This is a genomic window from Pantoea sp. C8B4, from assembly GCF_051336905.1.
Classification (GTDB): domain Bacteria; phylum Pseudomonadota; class Gammaproteobacteria; order Enterobacterales; family Enterobacteriaceae; genus Pantoea; species Pantoea rwandensis_B.
This window is the reverse complement of sequence record NZ_JBGMNK010000008.1, coordinates 13446-32264: the sequence shown is the minus strand read 5'-3', so window position 1 is coordinate 32264 and position 18819 is coordinate 13446. Positions and strand designations below refer to the sequence as shown.

General features: G+C 48.8%; 20 protein-coding genes. 11 read left to right on the top strand and 9 right to left on the bottom strand.

The window, feature by feature from the left end; translation table 11 throughout:
- Nucleotides 1-41: 41 nt before the first annotated feature.
- From ACCW76_RS11730 to wrbA, 3 genes are read right to left on the bottom strand one after another with little or no spacing between them, the layout of a single operon-like run.
- Nucleotides 42-1415 (bottom strand): NAD-dependent succinate-semialdehyde dehydrogenase, encoded by a 1374-nt coding sequence (locus ACCW76_RS11730; RefSeq protein WP_436338608.1) that lies wholly within the window; start codon nucleotides 1413-1415, stop codon nucleotides 42-44.
- A gap of 53 nt (nucleotides 1416-1468) precedes the next feature.
- The gene (locus ACCW76_RS11725) at nucleotides 1469-1699 is read right to left on the bottom strand and encodes a YccJ family protein (protein WP_436338607.1); all 231 of its coding nucleotides are present in this window, start codon (nucleotides 1697-1699) and stop codon (nucleotides 1469-1471) included.
- Between the two features lie 20 nt (nucleotides 1700-1719).
- Nucleotides 1720-2325, bottom strand: a complete 606-nt coding sequence (gene wrbA, locus ACCW76_RS11720) for an NAD(P)H:quinone oxidoreductase (RefSeq protein WP_058959676.1) — start codon at nucleotides 2323-2325, stop codon at nucleotides 1720-1722.
- Nucleotides 2326-2390: 65 nt separating this feature from the next.
- Here wrbA and ACCW76_RS11715 point away from each other — a divergent pair, with 65 nt between their 5' ends.
- The 9 genes from ACCW76_RS11715 to ACCW76_RS11675 all read left to right on the top strand — a co-directional run bounded on the left by ACCW76_RS11715 (nucleotide 2391) and on the right by ACCW76_RS11675 (nucleotide 12948).
- Nucleotides 2391-4223, top strand: a complete 1833-nt coding sequence (locus ACCW76_RS11715) for a recombinase family protein (RefSeq protein ID WP_436338606.1) — start codon at nucleotides 2391-2393, stop codon at nucleotides 4221-4223.
- A gap of 1074 nt (nucleotides 4224-5297) precedes the next feature.
- Nucleotides 5298-6386 (top strand): hypothetical protein, encoded by a 1089-nt coding sequence (locus ACCW76_RS11710; protein WP_436338605.1) that lies wholly within the window; start codon nucleotides 5298-5300, stop codon nucleotides 6384-6386.
- 511 nt (nucleotides 6387-6897) lie between these two features.
- Nucleotides 6898-7311, top strand: coding sequence for a hypothetical protein (locus ACCW76_RS11705; protein ID WP_436338604.1), 414 nt, complete (start codon nucleotides 6898-6900; stop codon nucleotides 7309-7311).
- A gap of 288 nt (nucleotides 7312-7599) precedes the next feature.
- Entirely contained in the window at nucleotides 7600-8154 is a 555-nt protein-coding gene (locus ACCW76_RS11700; RefSeq protein ID WP_058959649.1) for a recombinase family protein, read from the top strand.
- Between the two features lie 716 nt (nucleotides 8155-8870).
- Nucleotides 8871-9134, top strand: coding sequence for a hypothetical protein (locus ACCW76_RS11695; RefSeq protein ID WP_058959647.1), 264 nt, complete (start codon nucleotides 8871-8873; stop codon nucleotides 9132-9134).
- A complete protein-coding gene (locus ACCW76_RS11690; protein ID WP_058959646.1) occupies nucleotides 9134-9418 on the top strand; it encodes a hypothetical protein in 285 nt (94 codons plus the stop codon). Before ACCW76_RS11695 ends, ACCW76_RS11690 begins: the two co-directional genes overlap by 1 nt.
- A 12-nt stretch (nucleotides 9419-9430) precedes the next feature.
- Complete coding sequence (locus ACCW76_RS11685; protein ID WP_436338603.1) at nucleotides 9431-10312, top strand: hypothetical protein; 882 nt, start codon at nucleotides 9431-9433, stop codon at nucleotides 10310-10312.
- Between the two features lie 65 nt (nucleotides 10313-10377).
- Nucleotides 10378-12582: a hypothetical protein gene (locus ACCW76_RS11680; protein WP_436338602.1), complete on the top strand. Its 2205-nt coding sequence runs from the start codon at nucleotides 10378-10380 to the stop codon at nucleotides 12580-12582.
- Between the two features lie 171 nt (nucleotides 12583-12753).
- The gene (locus tag ACCW76_RS11675; protein WP_058959643.1) at nucleotides 12754-12948 is read left to right on the top strand and encodes a hypothetical protein; all 195 of its coding nucleotides are present in this window, start codon (nucleotides 12754-12756) and stop codon (nucleotides 12946-12948) included.
- 57 nt (nucleotides 12949-13005) lie between these two features.
- Here the strand turns inward: ACCW76_RS11675 and ACCW76_RS11670 are convergent, their stop codons facing one another.
- A complete protein-coding gene (locus ACCW76_RS11670) occupies nucleotides 13006-13512 on the bottom strand; it encodes a hypothetical protein (protein WP_436338601.1) in 507 nt (168 codons plus the stop codon).
- A 131-nt stretch (nucleotides 13513-13643) separates the two neighbouring features.
- On the bottom strand, nucleotides 13644-13883 hold the full coding sequence (locus ACCW76_RS11665; protein WP_436338600.1) for a hypothetical protein: 240 nt from the start codon (nucleotides 13881-13883) through the stop codon (nucleotides 13644-13646).
- A gap of 631 nt (nucleotides 13884-14514) precedes the next feature.
- On the opposite strand from ACCW76_RS11665, the gene ACCW76_RS11660 reads away from it, so the two are divergent.
- Both ACCW76_RS11660 and ACCW76_RS11655 read left to right on the top strand, forming a co-directional pair.
- Nucleotides 14515-14679, top strand: coding sequence for a general stress protein (locus ACCW76_RS11660; RefSeq protein ID WP_071845623.1), 165 nt, complete (start codon nucleotides 14515-14517; stop codon nucleotides 14677-14679).
- A gap of 110 nt (nucleotides 14680-14789) precedes the next feature.
- Nucleotides 14790-15704, top strand: a complete 915-nt coding sequence (locus ACCW76_RS11655) for a DMT family transporter (RefSeq protein WP_436338599.1) — start codon at nucleotides 14790-14792, stop codon at nucleotides 15702-15704.
- Here ACCW76_RS11655 and rutG read toward each other — a convergent pair.
- Genes rutG through rutC form a run of 4 tightly spaced genes read right to left on the bottom strand, consistent with a single transcriptional unit; the run spans nucleotide 15701 to nucleotide 18808 of the window.
- Nucleotides 15701-17026: a pyrimidine utilization transport protein G gene (gene rutG / locus ACCW76_RS11650; RefSeq protein ID WP_436338598.1), complete on the bottom strand. Its 1326-nt coding sequence runs from the start codon at nucleotides 17024-17026 to the stop codon at nucleotides 15701-15703. The two genes, ACCW76_RS11655 and rutG, sit on opposite strands and share 4 nt — an antisense overlap.
- Before the next feature lie 45 nt (nucleotides 17027-17071).
- Nucleotides 17072-17593, bottom strand: a complete 522-nt coding sequence (rutF, locus tag ACCW76_RS11645) for an NADH-dependent FMN reductase RutF (RefSeq protein ID WP_436338597.1) — start codon at nucleotides 17591-17593, stop codon at nucleotides 17072-17074.
- A gap of 16 nt (nucleotides 17594-17609) precedes the next feature.
- Complete coding sequence (gene rutD, locus ACCW76_RS11640; RefSeq protein ID WP_038647721.1) at nucleotides 17610-18413, bottom strand: pyrimidine utilization protein D; 804 nt, start codon at nucleotides 18411-18413, stop codon at nucleotides 17610-17612.
- Nucleotides 18413-18808 (bottom strand): pyrimidine utilization protein C, encoded by a 396-nt coding sequence (gene rutC / locus ACCW76_RS11635; protein WP_038647719.1) that lies wholly within the window; start codon nucleotides 18806-18808, stop codon nucleotides 18413-18415. The genes rutD and rutC overlap by 1 nt, the downstream gene beginning before the upstream one ends.
- Nucleotides 18809-18819 lie beyond the last annotated feature (11 nt).

Sequence of the window (18819 nt, the reverse complement as noted above, 5' to 3'; positions counted from 1 at the left end):
ACCATGAAAAAACCCCGTCGCGACGGGGTTTTTTATTTGCGTTAACCAGCCACGACCACCAGTTTTTGGTTCGCAAACTCCTTCAGGCCTAGATCGGACAACTCGCGTCCATAGCCTGAGCGTTTCACGCCACCAAACGGCAATTCTGCGGCGGTATCGCTTTGGGAATTAATAAACACCATACCTGTCTCGATCTGCGATGCCATGTTGCGCCCACGCAGAATATCGCGCGTCCAGACTGAACCGCCTAAGCCATAGTGCGAATCATTGGCCAGCGCGACGGCGGTGCGATCGTCAGCCACCACATAAACCTGTGCGACGGGTCCAAAGAACTCCTGGTAATAGGCAGGGTTTTGCGGCGTAAGGCCGGTGAGTATGGTCGGCTGATAATAACAACCCACGCCTTCAATCACTTTGCCGCCCAGTTCAACATGCGCACCCTGCTTAATCGCATCTTCAACCTGCTTCACTAAACGGTCGCGTGCCTCTTTCGATGAAAGCGGACCCAGCGTGGTGCTCTCATCCAGTGGATCCCCCGGTTTGGCCGATTGCAGGGCCGCACTAAACTTCGCCATAAACTCAGTCGCGATTTTTTCGTGCAGGATAAAGCGTTTAGCTGCCGTACACACCTGACCACAGTTGCTCAATCGCGCCTGCGCACCCTGGCGCACAGCTTCGTCGATATCGGCATCGTCCAGCACCACGAATACATCATTGCCGCCTAACTCCAGCGTGGATTTTTTCAGATGCTTACCAGCTTGTTCCGCCACGGCGCTGCCGGCACGTTCAGAGCCCGTTAGCGCGACACCTTGCACGCGCGGATCGGCAATCAGATCGGCGACCTGTTGATTCGAGATAAAAAGATTAGTCCACGCACCCTTTGGCGCACCCGCTTCTTCAACCAGTTTTTCGAAGACATCCGCACAGTGCGGCACAATGTTGGCATGTTTCGCCAGCACCGGATTTCCCAGTGCCAGATTCGGTGCCAGCACACGCATCAACTGGTAATAAGGGAAGTTCCAGGGCTCGACGGCCACCACCACCCCTATCGGGTGATACTCAAGCCAGGCATCGCCCACTGTACTGGGGTAGGGTTGTGCCTGTAACAAGTGAGCCGCATGTTCCGCATAATATCTGGCGATCTGTGCGCAAATTTTTACTTCACCTCGGCTCTGCCCGATTAACTTGCCCATTTCACGACTCGCAATCACCGCTAATTCATCAACGCGTTGATCAATCAAATCGGCCAGTCGGTGCAGCACTTGCAGGCGTGGCTGCATATCGCCTTTGCACCACGTAGAGTGGTAGAGTTCGTCAGCCGCGCTGAGTGCCTGCTGCATAAAGGTGTCATCGTGATTAGGCCAGGATTTCAGCAGCTGATTATTGGCCGGATTGATGCTTTGGTAGGCTGACATAAAGGGTTCCTTGGCAGTAAAAATGGCAAAGGCGGGACATGCCCGCCTGCGTTTTAAACGTTTTTACGCTCGACGGTTTTGTCGTCCCACGTCAGAACGTCCTGATCGGTCTTATCAAAAGCGCGGAGCAGCACATCGTCGCTTCCTTGCTGACGCCAGATTTCTTCCGCGAGTCGTTCGTCATATTTCGCCACCTCAAAAATGGCTTCAGCAATTTCAGGTGAGGTGTGGCGCAACGTGGCCCATTCGCCCACGTGGTGAGCTTTCGACTGTTCTGTGGCCATAAAGGTCTCCTGTTGTGGATTTATCCTTGCAGTTTTACCGCCAGTCCGGCGACGTATTGGCCCTGATAGCGGGCAATTCCCAGTTCCTCCGCAGACGGTTGGCGTGAGCCATCACCGCCAGCAATCGTGGTGGCGCCATATGGCGTGCCGCCCCGAACCTGAGAAATATCGAAAAGTTCTTTGGTGCCATAACCAATGGGCACGATGACCATGCCGTGATGGGCAAGAGTGGTCCATACCGAGGTAATCGTTTGTTCCTGACCGCCACCGGTGCCAGTCGAGGCGAACACACTGGCGAGTTTGCCGTACAGCGCGCCAGAGGCCCACAATCCACCAGTGCGATCCCAGAAATTACGCATCTGACCGGCCATGTTGCCAAAGCGGGTTGGCGTACCTACGATGATGGCGTCGTATTGGGTTAAATCTTCAGGTTTTGCTTCAGCCGCTGGCTGATTCACCTTGCCGCCCACCTGCGCAAATCTCTCCGCATCCATGCTTTCCGGTACACGAAGAATGGTGACTTCCGCACCGCTCACACTCTTTGCGCCTTCAGCCACGGCTTGCGCCATGGTTTCGATATGTCCATACATTGAGTAATAAAGCACAAGTATACGTACATTTCGCATCATTCTGTCTCTTTCAGTTTTGACCGTTTCACGAGTATAGTAGACGCAGAGAGGTAGCGAATTTTATGGCAATGATCGTGCAATACATGAGGTGGTCGAGCACTGAACAGTCCAGTGGTGACAGTCTACGTAGGCAGCGTGATATGGTGGCACAATACCTCGCCAGTCATCCTGACGACCACGCACAGCCACAATTTATCTATATCGACAAAGGTATGTCAGGTTTTAAAAAGAAGCCTGTCCAGGTGGCTGATGGTGAATGGATAGAGCAATCCTTAAACCGTTCCACAGGCGAACTCAAACGATTATTCGATGATATTCGTAATGGTAAAATTCCTCGTGGCAGCAAACTTTGTGTTGAGGCGTTTGACCGATTGAGTCGGGCAGAACCTTTCAGAGCTTTTGCCGATATTGGCGAGATAGTTGATGCAGGGATCACCATCGTTACATTACAGGATGGCGCAGAGTACGATTCAACATCACTCAGCCGCAACATGTCACACCTGATGATGGTGCTGATGAAATCCTTCGTGGCTTTCGAAGAATCATTAAAGAAATCGGAGCGTGGTCTTGCTGTGGCGGAAGGGAAGTATCAACTCCACCAATTGGACGGCAAACCGATGAAGTTCGTGACACCTGGCTGGCTCAGATTGGCTGACGGCGTGTTTATCGTTGATGAAGCGAAAGCTGAAATCGTCAGGATGATTTTTAACTACCGAATGCAGGGTGATAGTTTCTACCGCATCGCCATCCGACTGAATGAAGCACGGACACCAACCATCAACCACAGGATGATCCGTTCTGACCGTAGGAAGAAGATTCTCCAATTACAGGCTGAAGGCAAAGATGCGTATGCTGGAGATTGGTCAAGAGAGAGCGTGAAATACCTGCTTCAATCGGAGACGGTGATTGGAACTAAGCCAGAGACTCCATCCAGACCAGCAATCAAAGATTATTATCCTGCAATAATTGATATGCTGACCTTTCGCACTGTCCAGGACATGTCACAAGGTAAACCTCGGGGTAAATGTTCAACAACTGACAGCCCAATTTACCTTAACATCTTCCGCACTCTACTGACGTGTGGTGACTGTGGTCTGACAATGACACCATCAGCGATGCGTGCACCTCTTTACTATGGCGTTTACCGCTGTAATAGCTTTGTTGAGCGTAGACAGAGAGACCCTAATGCAAGTCCTTCACCTGTTCGTTCCCGTGGCGCAGGTAGACGCTCAGACGCAATTCAGGGTACAGAATGTCGCACAGCTTCCCGAAAGGCGTTTGATATCAATCTGTGCAGAGGTTTGTTCGCCTATCTTAAAACAATTTCTGGCAACACAACGGATCATGTCACGCTGAGCAGGCTCGAAACGTTGAAGGCAGAGAAAGAGAAGGTGATTACCAACCTGACTCAAACCATCGTATCGCTGGCTGCTGTTGGTGTACCGCCAGATGTGTTGAAACAGATGGGGAGAGTGAAGAAGGAACTCAATCAGATTGAAAAGGACATCAAATCCGAATATCTGAAAGCCGATGTGCTGAATTCTAACAACCTCGGTAATCTGGATCTCCTGAATTCGAAAGCTGACCGTGCGCAAGCGCAGTCAGTCATTTTGAAGCTTGTCAGGAAGATAACCATCTATGGATCCCGCCAAACCTGTGACATTCATCTATATAACGGCAGCGTAATCTGCAATTTCGAATATCTGAAAGAGTATGACGCAACATGGCAGTTCCAGATTGCCACCGATGATGAACGTATCGCTGAGTGGAATATGCTTGCTGGTGTGTCTGGTGGGATAACAGTGAATGCCGCCAAACCACAAGAAGTTGACAGTTTCCCTGATATGTCTGAATGGCCTGAAGTAGAATCAGACTATCCAAACAAGGATGATTAAAACGCTTTAAGGCGCATACAAAGTTACCCTGTAAGAATGGTGGTGAGTTGAAAGCGGGGAGCATACCCCCGCAATAATCATTTCTGCTGCTCTTTCTCGTGCATCTCTTTGACAGCTTCTACCCAGCGCTTATGACAACCATCACACATCCACATTTCCCTATCTGGTTGATAGTCGCCACACCTTGCCGTGGTAATACCCCCGATCACTTTTCCACAACCATTCTGTAAACGTAGTTCTGCTTTGCTGTAACTGCTCAGATGTCCCATTAGTTACCACCTTTCAATATTAGAGTTGCTGATTTATTTTGAGTGATAATGAAAAATACTGATAAAAATTGACGTTTTCTTGACACCATGTGAAGATCATTCAATGGGGTTTCACCTTAAGAGTTCCCCTCTTAACAGTATTCTTTACAGATTTCTGTACAGACGGAGCAATCTGGATTGCGACCCAGCAACTTATACAGCGAAGCAAGTTGCAGAGTAAACATTACCCTTCCCAAAACTGGTCAAACCGTACAACGTACACCACATACCTCAAAGACAAATTTCAACAGTTCTCGCTTGCCCGTTTCTATGTCATTGAAAAGCACCGAGTGATATATCTCATTCTCCCCAGCGAATAGGTGACGATACTCTGGTTTAACCTCAACCGATGTTGCTCGTTTCAACGTGTCAGGTGAGCATCTTGTCCTCTAACCTTCACCGTACTTCTGAAGCATGTGCACACCCGTCGATGAGTTACCATTCCGAACTAAGCTAACCATTCGCATCTCTCCCAAACTCTTAAAAAGCACCATATAGTAGGTTCAGTAAAGAACCTGACCACTACGCGACAAACCCTTATGCACCAAGGTCTGCGAAGGATTCTCACCCTTTAAAGTGGGTCACTTTTCGCGTAAAAACATCATAATTTCTGCTGCCGAGATTCTGTCAATCACTCTGCTGAAATCACTCGCTCTTACCATTAATAAATATTGTTGTCAACAATTATATTGACAATTTTGTAAACTCTGGCATACTTAAAGTAAGACCAATAAAAAAACTTTTGAAATTCAGGAAAATGACATGAATGACACTTCATCATAAAAAGTGTCCTGTCTGCGGTACTCTCTTTACAAGTCGCGCTATACATTGCTCTGAATCATGCAAGATGAAAGCAAAGCGCCAGAAGCAACAGACAGACACTCATCAGTACCTACGACACACACCCCTTGTCCAATTCATCCTCAGAAACGCTATTCGCTCGGGTACAATCGCAATTCTTCAAGGTGTCGATCTTCAGGCTCTTTCAGAACTGGTCAACTCTTCCAAACACCTCTGCTGGCAATACTCATCGGCTGTTCACATTTCACATTATGTCTCAGCAAAAGACCGTGGAAGCATCTCACCAGCTAATCTCGGTCTATGGCCTGCCCAGCTCAACCAGCAACAAGGCTCAGTCTCCCTGCTGAATATTGGGCATCGTGTTTCAGACCGCGATTGGCATAACTCATCATTCTTCGTAAACACACCTGACGAAGCATGGAAGAAGCTGATCAAATATCACGGCAGAGAATTACTGAAAATCTCTGGTTTACGTAAACCGAAACGCCTTGATCAGTTTCTCTCTTTACAGCGTCGAGGCTGCAAATATTCATTCAGCCACATTGCCAAACTCTCTGAACAGGACTTCTCCACATTACTTATCAAGCATGGGCTGAAACCAAAACTTCCAGTCGAAGTCCCTGAAAATGAACGTGTGACCAAGCGCCAGCTACTGATCAGAGAACTGAAACGCCAGATCTCTCTATACCCGCACCTTAGAGCACAGCACACATCAGTGCTTGCTAAATCCATTGAACACTATGACGAAATTGCAGAAGAAGCACTATCACTCGCAATCGTCCATAAACACAACGAGGCACTAACAATGCTCAGAAATACCGAGAAACGCTCACAAAACCAAAGCCCAAAAGCATGGCGTGATACAGAAGGGAAATTTCACCCTGTAATTAATCCAACACATGCAGAGGTAGCCGAAATCTACAAATTCCTTGATGCACCAGACTCCGAACAACAGCGCCAGATCGCTAAGTTCTGGAATGCTAAACCAGGCTGCACATACGATATCAAACTACGAAAAGTGATCCGCACATCATCTACATATTCATTCTTCTAAAACAAGGCATTCTCAGAAATGTACAACCTTTCACTTTCACCGACGCCAGAGGTGATCAGTTTTCTGGCTCTTATCCAGTCTGGACAGACAGCATCAGCAGCAGCCAAACAGTCTGGACTGAACATCCACGAATCAATCCTTGTACGTAAAATGGCTGGCTTACCAGTGACAAGTCCTCAGAAAGACATTCCTGAAAAGGTAATCGCACTCCGTTCTCAGGGTCTGAAACATAAGCAGATCGCCTCAGCCCTCCACACCTCACAAAGTAACGTTAACCGTATTTTGTGCCTCAGCCGTAAACAGGGTTTAATCTAATGTCACCACATTTTGTCCAACACTTCTTATTTGATATTGCGCCAACAGCAATGTTTACCGTCCTGTGCCTAAAACTGCTGGATATAAGATAAATTATTGATTTTATTGTCATAAATCTGGCTTTTCCCTGTGGAGATGTTAATAGTCATCACCGTAGGGCTACCCAGCTATCCCCCTCATTTGGAAAAATTGCATAATGTCCGAAAAAAACAATATTCAACCTGCCGATAACTCAGCCACTGCACCAGCTTTACTACGCACCTGCATCAATCCAGCTGACATTGACCTTTTCCAGGCTGCTGTGTTCTACCGTGATCCTCTACTGCTGAAGTTGTTCTCCCTCACACCTGATGATGTTCAGCTAAAAGACCAACTCGCAGTGATGGGTAAATTCAACGCTGACCGAAATGCACAACGCAGACACGACCAATCCAAGGTTAACAAGCAACTAAAAGGTTTGACTGACCAAGCAGATCCAGCATCAGCAGTTACAACATCCAATAATGTGACTTCTGCTACACCACCAGCACCAACTCAGCCGATGTTCTTTTCATCAGTGGCATCAGGGCAAGACCATATCTTAGCCCAGCGTAAAGCATCAGCAGCGTGATACCTGAAAAGCCCCTCTAAGTAGGTTCAGCAGTATCTGATCAGTTACCTAAAAAACCTCCTTTCATACATATAGATAACCTCTATCCAGTAACTCAAAGTGGGTCACTTTTCCGTAAATCTGTACTGGTCAAAGTCTGCTGAACACTGTTCACACTTGAGTCTCATTTGAGTAGACAGCATCGAGACCTCTGAAATATCCTCCTTTTTAGTCTCATAAATGAATTGTTTTAACTTATATGATACTGTATTATCAAAGTCACTTAATTGAGACTCCGTGAGACTAAACATGAAAACGTTCGGATATGTAAGGGTAAGCAGTAAGGATCAGAATGAGTCACGCCAGATTGAGGCTCTGAAAGGTCTGGTGGATGAAATTCTTATCGACAAATGCAGTGGTAAAAATGCTGATCGTCCACAGTTACAGGCATTGTTCCAGAAGGTGCGCTCTGGTGACACGGTCAAGATAAAAAGCGTGGACAGGTTAGCTCGTAATACACGTGATTTACTCGAAATCCTCGATCACCTTACTTCACAGGGCATCAAAGTTATATTCATTGACAACAATATGACTTTTGATGACACACCCACCAGCAAGTTCTATGTGACCATGCTCGGTGCAGTAGGTGAGTTGGAACGTTCATTCATCAGACAGCGTCAACAGGAAGGTATTGAAATCGCCAAAGAGAAGGGCGGTGTCTTTAAAGGTCGTCCTAAAGATGAAGAACTTCGCAAGACGGTTGCTGGATACCTTGCCAAAGGCAGCTACACAAGTCAGGAAATCTGTAAACTTGCAGGTGTTAGCAGGGCGACATTTTTCCGCATCAAGAAAGAACTCGTATGAATGTTCTTATAAGGTGGCTATATGTGGTTGGAGTTTGATTGCACTATAAACAGAGTCTGACCACCGGCCTTATTTCCCTATCTGGACAGGAAAGTCCATCATATTTTGAAATTTTGCCAGAAAAGCGTTCTCATTCTCCACAGCCCTTAGCACCTGTATAGCCACTTCAAAGATATTTCCCACCAACCCCGATGACCACCAGCAATTGAGACCACTCGCGTTAAAAAAAAATTAAAAATCACAAATAAATCCAACTGTCAACAAATAAAACTTGACCTTTTGTTAACATTCCTGTAACATGTACTTGTAGATCACAAATCTCCTCCAAACTCTATTAAGAGAGCCATAGCGCGGTGTTCTGTGCCACCGCCTATTCTCCAGTTCGTATCCGCAAAGCCTTCTTGTTCGGTCGGCCTCAAATCCTGAAAGTCTCAGCGCCCCTCTCCAGCGTCTCCAGACTCAGGTGCAAAACCACTCCCCCTGTTTCCTTGCAGGGATTCACAGGTGTGTGTTGGTGGTCTTTGCGATGCGTACTATCTCGTGTCAATCCTGAATTCATATCTCATTGATATAAATAGCCTGTTCCTACTGTGATTAGGGCAGGCACTTTTTCAACTAAACATGGAATCCCTGCAAATGCTATCCACACTCGTCTTAACCTTTGGCGTTCTTGCTATATGGCATATTGAATCACTCCACCAGCAAGAGGTGACCAAATGAACAATCAAATTGATGAACAAGGTTTAAGGGTAAAAGCACGTAGGAAATACCTCTCTGAAAGTGTTAACCCTCTAATACTCAAAGAAATCAAAAACCCCTCGAAAGAAACCATTCCCGCTGAATATTTCCAACCGACCAAAAAGCCAACTGCGCAAGAACGACATGAGGCATTGCTGAAAGAAATGAACAGCCCTGAATTTCAGATGGAAATTAACACTGCTGCTGAAAGAGCCGCGAATGCAGAACGAGGGACACGATAATGAACATTATCCAATGGCGTAATGAGAGTGATCTTTCTGAAGGTTTCATTCTCGATATGGAAAACCTATCTGCACACGACCTCATACAGTTTTACAGCAGAGCCAACGAGCACATCTCAAATTTTACCGATGCATTTTTGATGATGGGTTTAGACATTCATCTTGCGGAAGAAGCAGCAAGAGAAACCTACACCAAGGCAAGAACATCCCTTAACAATATCATCGACAAATATCGTGACATGCCCGTGAATTATCTACCCGCTTCACAATCACCTTTACAATAAGAGTCCCTGCAAATGAACACCTTTGACATCCTTCCCGACGAAGAACAGCAACAAACATACCGTACATCTGACACTGCTGATGAACTTGGCACACCTCAAAAATCAGACCAGCTCAAAGCTCGTGAGAGAGAAGCTAATGGGAAGGCATTAATCGCACAGCTTAATCCAACCCCTGTATCCTCTACTGGCGTGTATCGCTCAGAGTGGGACGACATAACAGGCAGGCTAAAACAAGTTCCAATTAATCAGTTGGAAACAGTTGATGATCTCGCAGACCGTTTCCAACAGGAAGCGGAGGCGTTCAATCAATCCCAACGTGACCAGCGAGAAAATGAAAAAGACGGTAAAAAGCAAGATTTTGACTCATTGTTTCCATCTGAACAGCGCTTGGCAATTGAACGTTACTACACACCATTAATTCGCAAGCTATCTTCAGAGCACGTTGAATGCTGTGATCGTGTCACTGAATTTGAAGCCGACGAATTACGCTACCGGAGCCTTATCGAGAATAATTGGGCATTCGAAGGTAAACATCCCGATGTTAAGATCCTTTACTCAGCAGGCGCACAGCATTTTAAACATATGCTTGAGTCTGGCGCATTCAACGTTGATGGTTACAAGCTCGCAGCACAGCGTACAACTACAGGTGGCGCGTCTCGTGTCTTCCTGATCCCTCAGAATGTACCAAATCTGATGTCATATGCAGACGCATCAGAAGCGAAAGCCCTTAGCCAGACAGAATATCAGCGTGATCTTGAACGCCTGATTACCAAGCGTAAACAGGCTGCTGTGAAACTGACTGATACTAAGAAAGCAGCACGCGATGCCCTGGCATCAATCCCTTCGTTTGAAGAACTAATCAGTGACTCGGTGAAACGTGCGCTACGCAAATAACAATCAAGACCCCTCTTAGAAGCTCACGACATTTCGTGGGCTTTTTCTATTTTTAAGGCTCATAAATGTCCAACCATCAAACCGTGGATCAGTTCGTCATTGAACTTGGATTCTCAGAGAAAGTCCTTGCTGGCCTAAACCGTGTCGAAAAGCAGGTTATGCCTATAGCCACCAGAATTGAAAAGCGCCTCGACAAAGTCTTTTCAGCAAACCGTTCACAGAAGATGGAACCAACCTTCCGAGCTATCGAGAAACGCGCAGCCTTGGCAGGGCGCAATATCCAGAGATCATTATCCAGCGGTTTCAATATTCATAATGCTGACAGTGGTATGTTCACCCGTTTCCAGAGAGAAGGGCAGGCCGCAGCAAGGGAAGTGGGGCGCTCAATCCGTGATGCTTATCGTATCCGTGGCTCTGCCATCCCACCTCTACCGCCATTACAGCGCCCAGGACAACCTCGCCAGCAGAGAAACCCTCGTCAGGTGATTGAAGACCTCCACCAGCGCCAGTTGACCTCTGGTTTTTACGGAAATTTGACCTTACGTGATGCTGATCGTGCTGCACAGTACCGTTCTCGCCTTGAACGCTTGAGAATGGAATCCACCGCTGCTGGTGATATTCGTGGTTTTAGAAATGGTCTACGAAGTCTCAATTATGAGTTTGCCCAAGGCCAACGTCAGGCAAGCATTCTACGCTCTCAGCAGCGCCTACAAGCACTCGAAGCATCTAACGCTGGGAGTGGGTTATCGCGTCTCACAGACTCCGCTACAGGGCTTCTGGCTGGCTTCTTCGCCCTAAACAAAGCAATGAACTTTTTGCAGGAAAGTATAACCGTTGGCGGAAAATTTCAGCAGGCTCACACGATGGGCGTAGTTGCTTATGGTGATGAGGCTGAAAACAACCGCATGACGATTAAAGCTGACCAAACCTCACGCGCATATGGCCTTGACCCTCTCCAAACCAGAGAGCAACAAGCGCAGATGCGCATGACCATGCCAGACTCTTTCAGCAACGACCAGATTTCTCAGCTTTTTGAGAATGAATCCGTATTTGCGCACACAACGGGCATGTCTCCAGATGCTGTAGGTCGCTTGAATTACGCTTTTCAGCAGATTGCGACAAGTGCTCACCTCATGGGCCAGGACTTCCTCCAAGTCGTAAATGCCAGTCCTGCACTGATTCGGGGGCTTCAGAAACTTCATGGATTCACGAACAGCAGCCAGCTCAAGGAATATTACAAAACAGTGCCAGGCAGCGCGTTTGTCTCTGACAGTCTCAAGGTGATGACTCCGACAGAGCAACAGAAGCAACTTGCCCAGAATAATATCATCGCTGCACAGGGCAGACTTGCGGGATCACTCCAGTTTGCTAAACGAGACTTCTTTGACTCGATGGAACGTCCTATGGTGCGTCTGTTCGCTACTCTGACAGAATCAGCGGATAACCTCGGCTCAACGCTTAAACCTGTAGCAGTGTCAGTAGGATTCCTTGCAGACAGACTTTCTGACGTGGCAGAGAATGCCAACTCAGCAGCATCGAATCTTACAGGCTATGCGGGTCTCGCTTCAGAACATTGGGATGATTTCTATTCTGGTCTCGACAAGTCCACCCAACTGAATTTGACCAAGTTATCTGGAATTTTTAACGAATGGTTAGATACGTTGCTTGTGATTATCGCTGGTAAACTTGCGATTGCTGGAGCAGGCAAACTTGGCAAGATGGCTGGATTAGGCTCAGCAGGTGAAATGATGGGAGCGGCTGGACGCACTTTCGGAATCGCGGCTGCTGTGGTGATGGGCAAAGAACTTGGAGACCTGTTGTTTGATAAGTTTATCCCGCAGTTCGAAAAGTTTGCTCATGATAAATGGGGATGGGGTGGTAAGGATGGCACTGAAACCACACATGGTGGTAACGCTCTGAAAGACAGTCCTGTTGACCGTGTCTGGACATGGGCAGACAACATGATTGATATGATTAAGAAGTCACCAATGCCCAATGCTGGCGGTTTTCCTTCTTTATCAGGTGCGATTGCCAGTCCACCAGCTTTACCTCCTAAGCCTATCACCTTCGCGCCATTGAAGATTGAAGTCGTGTCCAACGGCAAGATCAATGTGACCATGCCCGATGGCACTATGCAGCGAGTTGCGCTCGATGTTGTACAGCAGCAACATGAAGTACAAATGATGAGCTCTCAGGGATTAGAGGGAAGCTGGCAGGGTGCTGGACAGAATGCTGGATGGAACCCTTCATCTCTTCTCCGAAGCAACTAACCATGTTAACCCCGTTCAGTGAAAGCTGTTCGGGGTTTCAATTTATCCGTATTCGGATAAATATATAATATATAAGAGATATATTCACAACATGATAGTGCTTTTTACTTGTAATGGTAAGGTGAAAGCCTCAATATTGGTTGTAATGTAAACAGTAGATGGAGCAAAAAAATGCAGCCAGAACAAACACAATCCTATAGTTACAGCAGCAAAGATGAGGTTGATTCAATGCTATTGGATATGTCTAAAGACCCGACCATATGGAATCTTGATGAGGTAACACGAAGATCACACATGCATCTGTTCGACACTGAAGAATTAAGAGAGTATTTTTTAATCAAAGGTAAACAGATGCTTGGTGAATAACACTATTTAAGCGATAAAACCCCGTGGTTGAAATAACCAGCGGGGCTTTTTATTTTATTAAAATTGTGGCGGGATGGTTACATAATAACTTCCATTATCTTGAGTCTTGATAGCAATATTCAATTCACGGCCATTATCAAGTATCGCTCTTCCTTTCGAAAAGTTATCTGTGACCTTCTCAGTAATAGTCACTTTCACACATTTTGCAGTGTTATTGTTATTCTCCATTATCTCAGTAACTGTCCCACACGCTGCTTTTTCCAAGTAGTCTTGGTTAATCTGGTGGTCTGCCCAAAAGTATGAAGCAAAGATGATAAGAGTCCATACAACCACCTGTAGCATATGGCTATCAGTCAGCACGGCACGCCTTCTGAGATAGATGGCGGGGATGATTACACCGAGTATTGAAGGTGCCATCCAACCTTGCTTAACAACTTCTTTCCTATCCATATATGCCGCAACAATCACCACTGCCCAATAGACAATAAGAATAATTGTCCAGTCAAACGGTAAAAAGAATAATAATGCTGAAACAGCTAAAATCCCTGCCCAAATGTTTTTCATGTTGTGTAGTCCATAATCTAATTATCTGGTGCGTTAATACAACAGCCACCATGAATAGGAGAGTACCCAGGTTAATATGCTCTTGCATTTGGTTACTGTACTGGAAAGCACAAACCAACCAGTTTCTAAATCTAAATTTTAACCAGCAGCTTACCCCCTTCAATGATTTTTCTACAAAGTTCACCATCAGCACCATACACGGTGACGTGGCATTTGGTTCGCTCAATTCTACCACTCGACCAAGTCACCCATTCACCACATACGAACACGGTTGAGCCTTCCGGGATGTGAGTAATAAACATCTCTCTCACCACATGAACCCTATGGTCTGCAACTGTCTCTGCCAACGCCAGCAGTTGTTCTTTTACCATCTGATTAAAATCCTTCTAAAGTTCATTATCCGACACACTGAAGCTACAGTGCCCACTGAACCCTACATTAACCGTGATACTGTGACCGTGGCTATCATAAACGCAGATGAGATCGTTGTTCTTGTCCCGGTATTTATCCTTCAACTGTGCAGCGTTAGCATTGCCAGCCACCAGCAACACTATGCCTATAAACACGTACTTACTCATTTTCCACCCAATTACCCATTAAAAACAGATGGTCAAAAACTTCATCAAGATGTCTCACTCGATTTCATGCAGATGCATTGTAATAGAGTTTATTTGACCAAAACTTTTGCCATGGTTTTCTATCCTGCTGAGGGTGATGAGTATTCAGAAGTATAGAAGAGACTGCGTAAGGTGCCGGAAGGGAGGATAAATGAGGCAGTTCAGCGCTGCGCTTTTTGCCGGGCTAACCGCTTGTAAGCTGGAGATTAATCTGGTTTATGATGGATAAATAAGTGAATTATGTGTTTCAAAGTGTGAATATTAGCTGAATATCTAGTAGAGTTGACTATTCTTTCATCAGGCGGCGCGAATACTCCGTCGTCTCGCTTTTCACCCTATTGGATGAAAAGGTCTAACCACAGATGCTCAATCCCTGGAGGAAATGATGGCACAACATCGTGGAGGATCAGGTAATTTCGCGGAGGATCGCGAGAGAGCCGCGGAAGCCGGACGTAAAGGCGGCAAAAATAGCGGCGGTAATTTTAGGAACGACCCGCAACGCGCTTCCGAAGCAGGTGAAAAAGGGGGACGCAGTCGCAGTAAGAAGTAATGTGATTGTGTTTGATTCCCCCTCCGCCGGGTTCGCCCGGCGGTAACAAAGATTGCATTTCCCCTCATGACCAGGCAAAAATGACCGCCAATCGATTATTTTGGTGCGTTATGTCCGCTTCAAGCTCACGTCTCAGCCTGCGTATTACGCGTCAGGAACTTGTCCTTATCTTCATCACCATGGTTTGGGGTGGCACCTTTTTGGTGGTTCACCGGGCGATGGCGCACTCTGGTCCGTTTTTCTTTGTGGGGCTGCGCTTTGCGACGGCATCGCTGTTGCTGGCCTTCTTCTTTCGTCGCTACCTGAAAAACATGACATGGCTCGAAGTTAAGGCCGGTGCGTTGATAGGACTGGCGATTGCAGGTGGCTACGGCTTACAAACCTGGGGAATGCAAACCATTTCCAGCAGTCAGTCGGCGTTTTTAACGGCGCTGTATGTGCCGGTGGTGCCATTGCTGCAATGGATATTTCTGCGCCGCCCACCTGGATTAATGGCATGGATTGGCATCATGCTGGCGTTCACCGGTTTAGTGCTGGTGGCCGGGCCGCAAGATGGCAGCCTGACATTAAACGCCGGTGAAATAGCCACATTGCTCAGTACGCTGGCCATCGCGGCTGAAATCATTCTGATTAGCCGCTTTGCCGGTCAGGTAGATGTGCGTCGTGTGACGCTGATTCAGCTGATGGTCGCATCGGCCTGTGCCTTTGTCTTTATGATCCCTAACGGCGAGTCGATCCCAACAATCTCAACGCCATTGCTGTTGAGTGCACTGGGGCTAGGTGCGGCCAGTGCGTTGATTCAGGTGACAATGAACTGGGCGCAGCGCAGCGTGTCGCCGACACGTGCCACAGTGATTTACGCCGGTGAACCGGTCTGGGCTGGGGTGGTAGGGCGTATTGCGGGTGAACGTTTACCGGCCGCCGCCCTGTTGGGTGGTGCGCTGATCGTCTGTGGGGTCATCGTCAGCGAGTTACGACTTCGCCGCAAGAAAGCGGTGCCTGAGCAGGCACCGCTGGAGCCTTAAGGTTGCTGTCGTGCCGCCTGGTTTGCCAGTGCGGCACCACGACGTTTGAGGATCGCGTTAAGAATGATGGCACCGAAGGTTGCTGTGCCAATTCCCCCAATGGTGAAACTGCCGATCTTCAAAGCGAAATCGCCAGCGCCCAGCACTAACGTGGTGGCCACCATGATTAAATTGCCGTTCTGACTGAAATCAACGTTGTTTTGCACCCAGATTCGCGCACCTGCCACGGCAATCAAGCCGAATACCACAATAGAGGCACCGCCAATCACCGGGCTGGGAATGGTATGGATCAAGGCACCAAACTTCGGTGAAAAGCCGAGTATCAGCGCAATCACTGCTGCCGCGACAAACGCCAGTGTCGAATAGACTTTGGTGACCGCCATGACGCCGATATTCTCTGCGTAAGTTGTCACGCCGCTACCTCCCATCGAACCTGACAGCATGGTGGCGAGGCCATCCCCGACAAACGCACGCCCCATCCAGGGATCAAGATTGCGCCCCGTCATACCGGCAACGGCTTTAATATGCCCAAGGTTTTCAGCCACCAGAATGATGGCGACAGGGGCAATCATCACTATCGCCTGCATATCAAACACCGGTGCGGTGGTGTGCGGTAAACCAAACCAGGGCGCATTGGCGACACCGCTAAAATCGACCGGCTTGCCCAGGCCAAACACATTGGTGAGCAAGGCGTAGATCGCCCAGGCGACAATCAGGCCAACCAGAATCAGTAAGCGCTGAACCAGACCGCGAGTGAAAACCGCGACCACGCCGATGCATAACACCGTCATCACCGCCATCCAGCTGTCAAACATCGATGCAGAAACACCGTGCACGGCGATTGGAGCCAGATTAAGGCCAATCGCCATCACCACTGCACCGGTGACGACGGGCGGCATCAGGCGTTCAATCCAACCCGTACCGACTTTCATCACAATCAGGCCAATCAGGGTATAGAGTGCGCCACACGCAATGACCCCGCCCAGTGCCAGGGCCAGATTAGGGTTCAATCCCTGGCCGTTAAATCCGGTCACCGCGATAATAACCCCAACAAAGGCGGCGCTGGATCCGAGATAACTGGGGACGCGGCCGCCGGTCACAACAAAAAACAGCAGCGTGCCGATGCCGGAAACCAGAATCGCCAGATTGGGGTCCAGTCCCATCAGCAACGGCATCAATACCGTCGCGCCAAACATTGCTACAGCATGCTGCAGGCCCAGCACAAATGTCTGCCCAAACGGCAGGGTTTCATCCGGTGCAATCAGCCCATCTTCGGTCATGGCAGACTTTTTCTGCCAGCGGGGGAACCAGGAATTCGCCATCGTTTTCTCCAGGATATCGGTGGAACCGGGCCGCGCAGGGCGGCGTTAGCGGGCGTCCTGCCGTAAAAGGTGATGATATCCACGGTCAAACCACGCCAGGCCATGGGAATCATCGTTACGTACCAGCGCCAGCGCTTCACACATCAAAACGTCGTGTGTGCCAACACTGACCACCTGGGTAATTTTGCAATCAAACGACACAGTGGCGCCCTCCAGCAGCGGTGAACCGCTGGTCAGCGTGTGCCAGTTAGCCGCAGCAAAACGCTGATCCATCGGCGTTTTACCACCAAACAGCGTAGAAAGATCCTCATGACCGGCTGCCAGGGTGTTGACGCACAGATGGCCATTATCCCGAAAGGTCGGCCAGACCGATGCCGAACGATTCAGACACACCAGCAAAGTAGGCGGCGTATCCGTCACGCTGCAGACCGCAGATGCGGTGAATCCGGCGCGACCCGCCGGACCGTCGGTGGTGATGATATTCACCGCAGCACCCAATCGTGCCATGGCATGGCGAAAAGCATCGCGGTCAACATGGGGCGGCAGCGACAATTCATGCACACTCATGATTCAACTCCTCTGTTCAACTTGCGGCACGCTGTGCAGGTGCAGCGGTTTCGGCCAACCATTGCAGCAGCAGTGCGTTGAAGTTATCGGCATCGGTCACGCTCATTGCATGTCCACCCCACGGCATCTCAATCAGACTGCTGTCAGGCAACGCCTGGGCCAGCAGTGGCGAGCAGCTCCACGGCACCAGTAGATCGTCCTGGCTACAGATGGCTAACACCGGTTGCTGAATCCGCGCCGCATGGGCACGAAAATCACAGTTCATTAATGCATGTAATCGACGTAGCAGATTCTCCATACCCTGAAAATGAGCCACGTGATGAGCATCTTCAGCCGTGATACGCGCCTGATGGCGCGCCAGCCACTCGGCCGGATAGAGGAACAGCGGCTGCGCCCGTACAAAGGCTTCAACGCCCACGTTGAGCAGGAGATCCTGCCGCACCTGGAAGCAGCGTTGCGTATGAGGATCCAGCGACAGCCAGCCATTAATCACCACGATGCGGCCGACACGGTCGGGATAATCCAGCGCCAGCTGCAGGCCAATCAGGCCACCCAGCGCGTGGCCAATAATGTCGTAATGGTGAATGTCATGTTGCGCCAGTCGTTCAGCCAGTTCGGCGGCCATCATCGCCATGCTGTAGCCTTCAGGCAGCGTATCGGCACTGCGACCGGTACCGCGCTGATCGTAAGTCACCACCCGATAATGGGGAGTGAGCGCCGCCAGCTGGGGTTGCCAAAAGCCCGCCACGCCACCCAGGCCGGACGACAGCACCAGCGTTGGCGCGTCGGCAGCGGTTAAACCATGAATCTCAAGGTGCATTACGCCTCCTGGGGACCGATGTGCGCGACGCTGGCAATTTCAATCAGCGCATCTGGTTTAACCAATCCGCACTGAATGCAAAAGCGTGCTGGCTTGTCGCCGGGGAAATACTCGGCATAAACCTGGTTAATCGCGGCGTAGTTGCTCCAGTCGGTGAGGAATATAGAGTTGAAAGTGACATCACTCATCTTGCCACCGGCGGTCTCGATCACCTTTTTAATGGTTTCCAGCACGTGGCGGGTTTGTGCCGCTGCATCGCCGACGTGGACCACATTGTTACTGGCATCGAACGGTAGCGTGCCTGACACGTAAACCACGCCATCGGCCAGCGTTCCCGGCACAAAGGGCGCAATCGGGGTGCCGCTACCGGCAGGGATAATCACACTTTTAGGCATCGTCGCAGTTC